The 6,676-nt window shown below is 45.3% G+C and carries 4 protein-coding genes, 2 tRNA genes and 1 pseudogene; 2 read left to right on the top strand and 5 right to left on the bottom strand.

Annotated elements, in window-relative coordinates; translation table 11 throughout:
• Window positions 1–87: 87 nt before the first annotated feature.
• Window positions 88–1,275, bottom strand: a complete 1,188-nt coding sequence (locus tag JGK39_RS32025) for a transposase (RefSeq protein WP_293260906.1) — start codon at window positions 1,273–1,275, stop codon at window positions 88–90.
• A 175-nt stretch (window positions 1,276–1,450) separates the two neighbouring features.
• On the opposite strand from JGK39_RS32025, the gene JGK39_RS32020 reads away from it, so the two are divergent.
• Entirely contained in the window at window positions 1,451–1,798 is a 348-nt protein-coding gene (locus JGK39_RS32020; protein ID WP_293260909.1) for a DUF760 domain-containing protein, read from the top strand.
• Between the two features lie 198 nt (window positions 1,799–1,996).
• On the opposite strand, the gene JGK39_RS32015 is transcribed toward JGK39_RS32020, so the two are convergent.
• The 4 genes and pseudogenes from JGK39_RS32015 to JGK39_RS32000 form a co-directional block, all read right to left on the bottom strand.
• Window positions 1,997–3,214, bottom strand: coding sequence for an HhoA/HhoB/HtrA family serine endopeptidase (locus tag JGK39_RS32015; RefSeq protein ID WP_293260912.1), 1,218 nt, complete (start codon window positions 3,212–3,214; stop codon window positions 1,997–1,999).
• Between the two features lie 632 nt (window positions 3,215–3,846).
• A tRNA-Thr gene (locus JGK39_RS32010) sits at window positions 3,847–3,918 on the bottom strand.
• A gap of 71 nt (window positions 3,919–3,989) precedes the next feature.
• Window positions 3,990–4,074 (bottom strand) — tRNA-Tyr (locus JGK39_RS32005).
• 393 nt (window positions 4,075–4,467) lie between these two features.
• Window positions 4,468–4,728: pseudogene (locus tag JGK39_RS32000) on the bottom strand (ABC transporter ATP-binding protein); the annotation flags it as partial.
• 147 nt (window positions 4,729–4,875) lie between these two features.
• Here JGK39_RS32000 and JGK39_RS31995 point away from each other — a divergent pair.
• Window positions 4,876–6,324: a site-specific integrase gene (locus tag JGK39_RS31995; RefSeq protein ID WP_293298793.1), complete on the top strand. Its 1,449-nt coding sequence runs from the start codon at window positions 4,876–4,878 to the stop codon at window positions 6,322–6,324.
• Window positions 6,325–6,676: the final 352 nt, after the last annotated feature.

Here is a 6,676-nt window from a genome sequence, read left to right as displayed (position 1 = left end):
AGGAAATGCTCAAGCATTCTATTAAGTTATTAATACATTACTTAAAATTTGATGATATTCCCATTCCTGGGGCATTCATATCTTGATTCAGCAACGCCTTTCTTTAATGTCCAAGACGCGTCCCACCTCAGACAGTTGAACTAAACCACGATTGCGGATGATTTGTGCCGCAGCAACATCTCGATGTGTGATGTATCCACAATGGGGACAAGAATGAATCCTGTTGCTTAAATCTTTCTTGCCAGTGTGAGTGTCGCAGCTCGGGCAAACTTGCGACGTGTAATTTTTGTTTACTTCATCGAAATATACGCCGCGCTTCCAACACACCCATTGCAAAATTGAGACAAATTGCCCAAAACCAGCATCTAAGGTGTGCTTGCCCAACATTCCTTTTGCCAACACCCTAAAATCAATGTCCTCAACAAACACCATCCCAGCATCATTGCAAAGTTTATGAGCTAATTTAAAATGCCAGTCTTTGCGGGTGTCTGCAATTCGTTGGTGAAGTCGAGCAATTTTCCGGGTAAGTTTATGGCGGTTGTTTGAGCCTTTCTTTTTGTGCTTTAACCTGCGTTGCAGCAATTTCAGCTTGCGATGCAGTGTCTTCAAAAATCGAGGACGTTCAATCAATTCACCGTCAGAAGTTGCTGCAAATTTGTCAAGTCCCAAGTCTATGCCAACCGGATGACCCGATGGCACGGGATTTGGTACGCTGACATCACACTCTAGGATCAACATCACAAAATATCCAGACGCTTTGCGAACAATCCGAGCTTGTTTGACAGCAAATCCATCTGGAATTTCTCGCGATTTGACATATTCCAACCATCCTAATTGAGGCAGCTTGATTTGATTGCCCCGCGAAAGTTGACCTTTCCCTAATTGCGGATACACAAACGAACGCATCCTGTACCTGTTTTTGAATCGTGGAAAACCCATCTTTTTGCGAGTCATGTCCACAAAAGCGGTTTCCAATTTCCTCAAAACCTGTTGCAATACTTGAGCATTAACTGTTTTTAATTCAGGAAATTGCTCTTTTGCAGCAGTAAGCGACTTGCATTGTATTGCCCAATTTGGATAAGGTATGTCTACTGGCATGATGTATTCAGAGACGACAGAACAAGCATTAACAGAAGACTTGCGAGAGTTAAGCCAATCTTTGCGTTCTCTCAGAGCAAAATTCCACACTTTCCGACACAGGGTTAAAGTGTGTTCGATTAGCTGAATTTGCTCATTTGTAGGCAGCGCCTTGTACTCGTAAGTGAGCGTTAACATCGTTTAATCGCCTCCTACTAAATCATACACGATTTAGTAGAGGTATGCCGGAAAAAAGATAAACGACGGGTTAAAACACTCGGAGGTCACGTTTCACCCTCTCCTTTAAAGGCAGAGGCTCTCTTCCGCATTGTTTCTGGTAGAATGTAGCAAGCCAGAAATTAAGAATCGCCCAATGGTTTTTCACCCTGACTTTGACAATTCCAATGCCCAACAAACCGCAGTAAACCCACTTCTGAAGTACCTCCAACACCAATCCCCGGAGGTTCTAGCCCGCATCGCCAAGTCCGCCAGCCCAGAAATCAAAGAAATTATCACTCACAACGTTCAAGGACTTGTCGGTGTCTTGCCTTCAGACAATTTTAACGTCCAAATTACCACAGACCGCGAAAACTTAGCAAATTTGCTAGCTTCAGCGATGATGACGGGCTATTTTCTCAGACAAATGGAGCAGAGGATGTACCTAGAAGAAAATTTAGCAAGCACGAGTTCAATTAAACCAAACCCTACCAAAGACAAGTAAAAAGAGCGACGGGTTTGGCAAGCCAGAAAGATGAAACTTGTTAAAAAAATAAACATTCCTGGACGGACAGCGAATTAAGAGACCGGGTTTTTAATCCTAAATTCCTCGCGATACAGGGAGGATTTTGATAAAAAAACCCGGTTTCTGCGTCTAGGACTATCCAGCATTAGATTTATTTTTCATCTCCACCGCTTGAACTTAACCACCTGTTGGACTCCCCGATATGGGAAAAGCACCCGGACGTACTTTAATTTTCTGAACTTGACCGAAACGGTTAATTTCCACTTCGAGTTCTTTGCCGACATTCGTGTTTTCCACCCGTTCTTGCACGTCCCCGGGAGTGTTGACCGCAATTCCGTCAATTTTTTGAATGACATCTCCGGCGCGCAAGTCGGCTTGTCTGGCGGGGGAATTTTCCACGACTCGGGTCACGGCTACGCCTTTATCGATCGTAATTTTATTATCGAGCTGTTTGTTGACTTCTGCCTTGGTGGCGGGAGTCAAGCCGATCATTTGAATGCCGAGATAGGGATGTTCGGCTTTTCCTTTGGCGAATAACTGATCGGAAACTCGTTTGGCGGTTTCGATCGGAATTGCAAATCCCAAGCCTTGAGCGTCGGCGCGGATGGCGGTATTGATGCCAATTACTTCGCCTTGGTCGTTCAGTAGCGGGCCGCCGGAATTGCCGGGGTTGATGGCGGCGTCGGTTTGGATGAACCGGACTCGCTTGTCGGGGATGCCTACTTGGGAACTGGTTCTACCGGTGGCGCTGATAATGCCCACAGTTACGGTATTGTCGAGACCTAAAGGATTGCCGATCGCGATCGCCCACTGTCCCGGTACAATATTGTCCGATCGGCCCAAAGCCACCTGCGGCAGTTCCTTGGCATTAATTTTCACCACAGCAACATCCGTCAGCGGATCGACGCCCTGCACCTTACCCTCAAATTCGCGGCCGTCTTTGAGCGTCACCTTCACAGTATCCGTCCCGGAGACAACGTGAGCATTAGTCACGATGCGGCCGTCAGCAGTGAGAATAAACCCCGAACCAGTACCGCGCCTGACTCGTTCTTCCTGCTTGGGCAAATTGTCCCCAAAAAACCGGCGAAACAAAGGATTGTTGAAAGCTTCGGGGACTTGATTTGTCACCTTAGTCGATGCGTCAATCCGGACTACAGCCGGGCCGACTTTTTCGGCTGCTTCAGCAATAAAATTGGGATTGCTGCGATCGACTGCGCGATTTTCCTGAACGGGAGGAGACACATAGGAGGGGATTTGCTGGCGCACCACGGGCAAAACAGATCCGGTTTCTAGATTGTTTGAGCCTTGTAGATAGCGATTCCCCAACCAGCCGATGCCTCCCCCAACAGACAGCAAAGTGACATAAAGGGTCAACTGCTTAAAAGATAAACTCATATTTAACAACTCCCGCTGAATACCTCATCCCCGCAGACAGGTTCCCAATCAAGCATTTTTGTCTTGGCGACGGTTCGGAAGCGGGGCGGGGCGTACCGCTTCCTTTCCTAAGATAGCTAGGGCATCACGGGCAAAAATTGCCTGATTAGCCAAGAGCGACAAAAACTAATAATTCTCATCGTAACTTGGCTTAGCCTGGGATTTACAAGTCACGGGCTAAGCCAAGCTTTCAAATATGGGGTTTCGCTAGGCTATATAGTTGTCTATTGTCCGAAATGAATACTTTTTTTGTACTTAATGACTTTTAAACGCTGATTTCTGGTTGTTTGGGCACTTCTAAAGGTCGATCGCCCCTGTTGAAAAAACGGCGGCAAATCTTCCTCCCGGTTCGCCTTTAAAAAACCCTAACTCCGCCCGCGATTGTCCGGGGTCTGAGTCAGGGATCGATCGGTAGGCTACACAAAAAAAACTCGGAGCAAACTAAAGTTACGGGAGATAAACCTTAGGATTATGGGACTTTATGCGCTTTTTTTGTAGACTTAAATACGAGATGAGTGGAATATGAGTGGAAATCGCTAATCGTTAATTAACTGAGATTCTTAAATGGCTAACCCATAATGATTTAAAAGCTAAGCCCGTGGCGAGATTTGAACTCGCGACTTCCTCCTTACCAAGGAGGTACTCTACCCCTGAGTTACACGGGCATAAAAGATTAAAAATGCTAAATTAAAATGTTTGACTTTTAATTTTCAACTTTTAACTTTTATGTGAATTGTGGTGGGCCGGGCTGGATTTGAACCAGCGTAGGCGTAGCCAGCGGATTTACAGTCCGCCCCCATTAACCGCTCGGGCACCGACCCATTTGTACCCACAGTTAAACATCCTAGCAGATTCTTCTTTTTTTGCAACATGACATTTGAAAGTCTAATCATTAAAAGCTGAACCGATAAGTTATATCGTGTCCGGTCGATTACAATAACAAAAACAGTTCGCGCGTGCAAGTCCTCTGCCGGGAAGCGGACTGAAGTCCGCACTACGAACCTTGCGGACTGAAGTCCGCACTACGAACCTTGCGGACTGAAGTCCGCACTACGAACCTTGCGGACTGAAGTCCGCACTACGAACTTTACAAGAAACCGGGTTTTTTACCGAATCTGAGGGTTACAACGACTATTTTGGTAAAAACCCGGTTTCTGGCCACCTCTGCGTCTAGGATTCTTATAGAACCCGAAGTCTGGGCTCAGCGGAAATTCCTACTTAATTAATTCGCCGGTTTCTTGCAGGGAGTGCAGGCGGCGGTAAATGCCTTTTTGGTTCAAGAGTTCGTCGTGGCTGCCAACTTCGACGATTTTACCGCCGTCGAGTACGACGATCGCATCGGCTTCGCGAATTGTACTCAGGCGGTGGGCGATAATTATGGTGGTGCGCGTACCTAAGATGTTCTGCATGGCTAGCTGGATCGATCGCTCCGACTCATAATCCAAACTAGAAGTAGCTTCGTCAAAGATTAACACTTTTGACGAAACCTATGCTATGCTCATTAAAAGCAAGTCCTTACTTCAAGCCCTTGCTTTGGTAAATGAGAAAATCTAGACCATGTCTAGAAAAACTCTAGAAACCACAGAACCTTGACAAATCAATAGTTTCAGGAGAAACAAGCTATGTACGCTAGAAATAAAGCTCAAGCCGCTTGTGATGTTAAAGTTGCAATCGATAAGGGCAGTATTCGCCTATCGTTTCCTAAGCGGCATACACCCCTCTGGGAATTGATGGATGGTAAATCACTCAAGGGCAAGCCTAAATACCTGTATTTAGGCAAAGCAGGCTTCAGTGCAAGCAACCCTGATGACTGTAAGCGAGCAGAGCTAATAGCATCCCAGATGGAAGCAGATTTAGACCATCCTGAATGGGACAAACTGTTTGACCGCACCCTTGAAAAGTACGGTTTAGCAGGTTTATTAGGTGGTAAGTACACCAAATTAGCTGATGTACTGCAACTACCTGGTGCAGTACAGGCTACGCCCGAAATCACCGTCGGGGAGATGTGGGATGCGTACCTCGAATGGAAAAAGACTGTTGTCGAAGAGACAACGTTTAAAGAAAATTTCCGTGGATTCTCTAACGCACTCAAAGGGCTTGTTTGGGTTGCTAGCGACCACAAACATCATCAGGGAAATAACAATCTATCAATACTTACTTGTGACAAAAAACTCGAGATTCAGTCAGGGATTGATGCTATTACCCTAAGTGCAAAAAGATACTTAGTAACTTGCCTCAATGAAGCTTTTGAATTCTGTAAATCGAAAGGTTTGATAGTGAATTCAGTTACTGAAAATCCTTTTAATACCGGGAAGTACGTTACACCTATTACCACAACACAGCAAAAATACGCTAGCAAAATAGTAAACGGCGAGGAAAAAGAATGGCATGAGGTACAAGATGAAAAATCGCTTGAGCTTGACCGCCGTGCTTTCACGAAAGATGAACGTGATACTATCATTAAGGCTTTCTACGAATCCGAACGAATTGCTACTAAAAAATTAGCACCCTTGTTTGAATTCTACTTTTTAACAGGATGTAGAACATCAGAAGCTCTATCGCTTACATGGAGCGATATTGACCTCACAAGAAACACAATCAGGTTTAGCAAGTCCTTGGGTTCGTCAACAAGAAAAGTCAAAGAAACCAAAACAGGTGAAGCGCGCTTGTTTTATTTTAGCGAAAATTCTCGATTGAGAGAGTTGTTATTGGAGTCGAAAATCACCACTGTTAGTACATTAATTTTCCCTGGTAGTCACGGGCGATATCTTCATATTTCGGCGGTATCGGATGCGTGGCTAGGGAAAAAAAGTTCAAAAATTCTAGCAGATGGAACTCGAAAAAGATACTATACGCCCGGTGTAGTCACTCAGTTAGTCGAAAAAGGTAAGATATCGGGATACTTAAGTCCTTATCACACCCGGCATACGTACATTACGCTTACAGCACACGCTAATGCTCACAATAACAACGCATTACTCCATATAGCAACCGCTTGCGGTAATAGCGTTGACGTTATCCTCAGACACTACTTAGGAGTAAGCGAGTCGGTGGGGCTAACAGAAGTCTAAGTAAGAACCCTACCCCCTCTAACCAGGGGGTGTTTTTTTGTCCATTTTCCCTCTGTCCTCTTATTCCCTAGAGTAAGTCCCTACTTTAGCTCCCTACTCTCTACACCTAACCCGCCCTAGCCCGGCGGGTTTTTTATTGACTGTTCCCTCCCCACGGTTCCCGGTCTGGACGTAACAAACTTAGAATCGAATGACGTAACAAACTTACGAGAATCGAGGTATGTGCATGATTCGATTAAAGCGATCGCTCAATAAAAAAACCGGGAATTACCCCGGCAATCCACCCTTACAGAACGTCAACAACCAAACTTTTATTAGCTGGCAATTTCTCTATTAGATTCCGCCATAGTAG

The organism is Microcoleus sp. PH2017_12_PCY_D_A, from assembly GCF_020738565.1.
Taxonomy (GTDB): domain Bacteria; phylum Cyanobacteriota; class Cyanobacteriia; order Cyanobacteriales; family Microcoleaceae; genus Microcoleus.
This window is presented reverse-complemented; position numbering and strand designations above follow the sequence as displayed.

Excerpts from the sequence above, each read along its gene's own strand:
- JGK39_RS32025 (WP_293260906.1), bottom strand. The coding sequence starts at position 1,275 with ATGTTAACGCTCACTTACGAGTACAAGGCGCTGCCTACAAATGAGCAA.
- JGK39_RS32020 (WP_293260909.1), top strand. The coding sequence starts at position 1,451 with ATGGTTTTTCACCCTGACTTTGACAATTCCAATGCCCAACAAACCGCA.
- JGK39_RS32015 (WP_293260912.1), bottom strand. The coding sequence starts at position 3,214 with ATGAGTTTATCTTTTAAGCAGTTGACCCTTTATGTCACTTTGCTGTCT.
- JGK39_RS31995 (WP_293298793.1), top strand. The coding sequence starts at position 4,876 with ATGTACGCTAGAAATAAAGCTCAAGCCGCTTGTGATGTTAAAGTTGCA.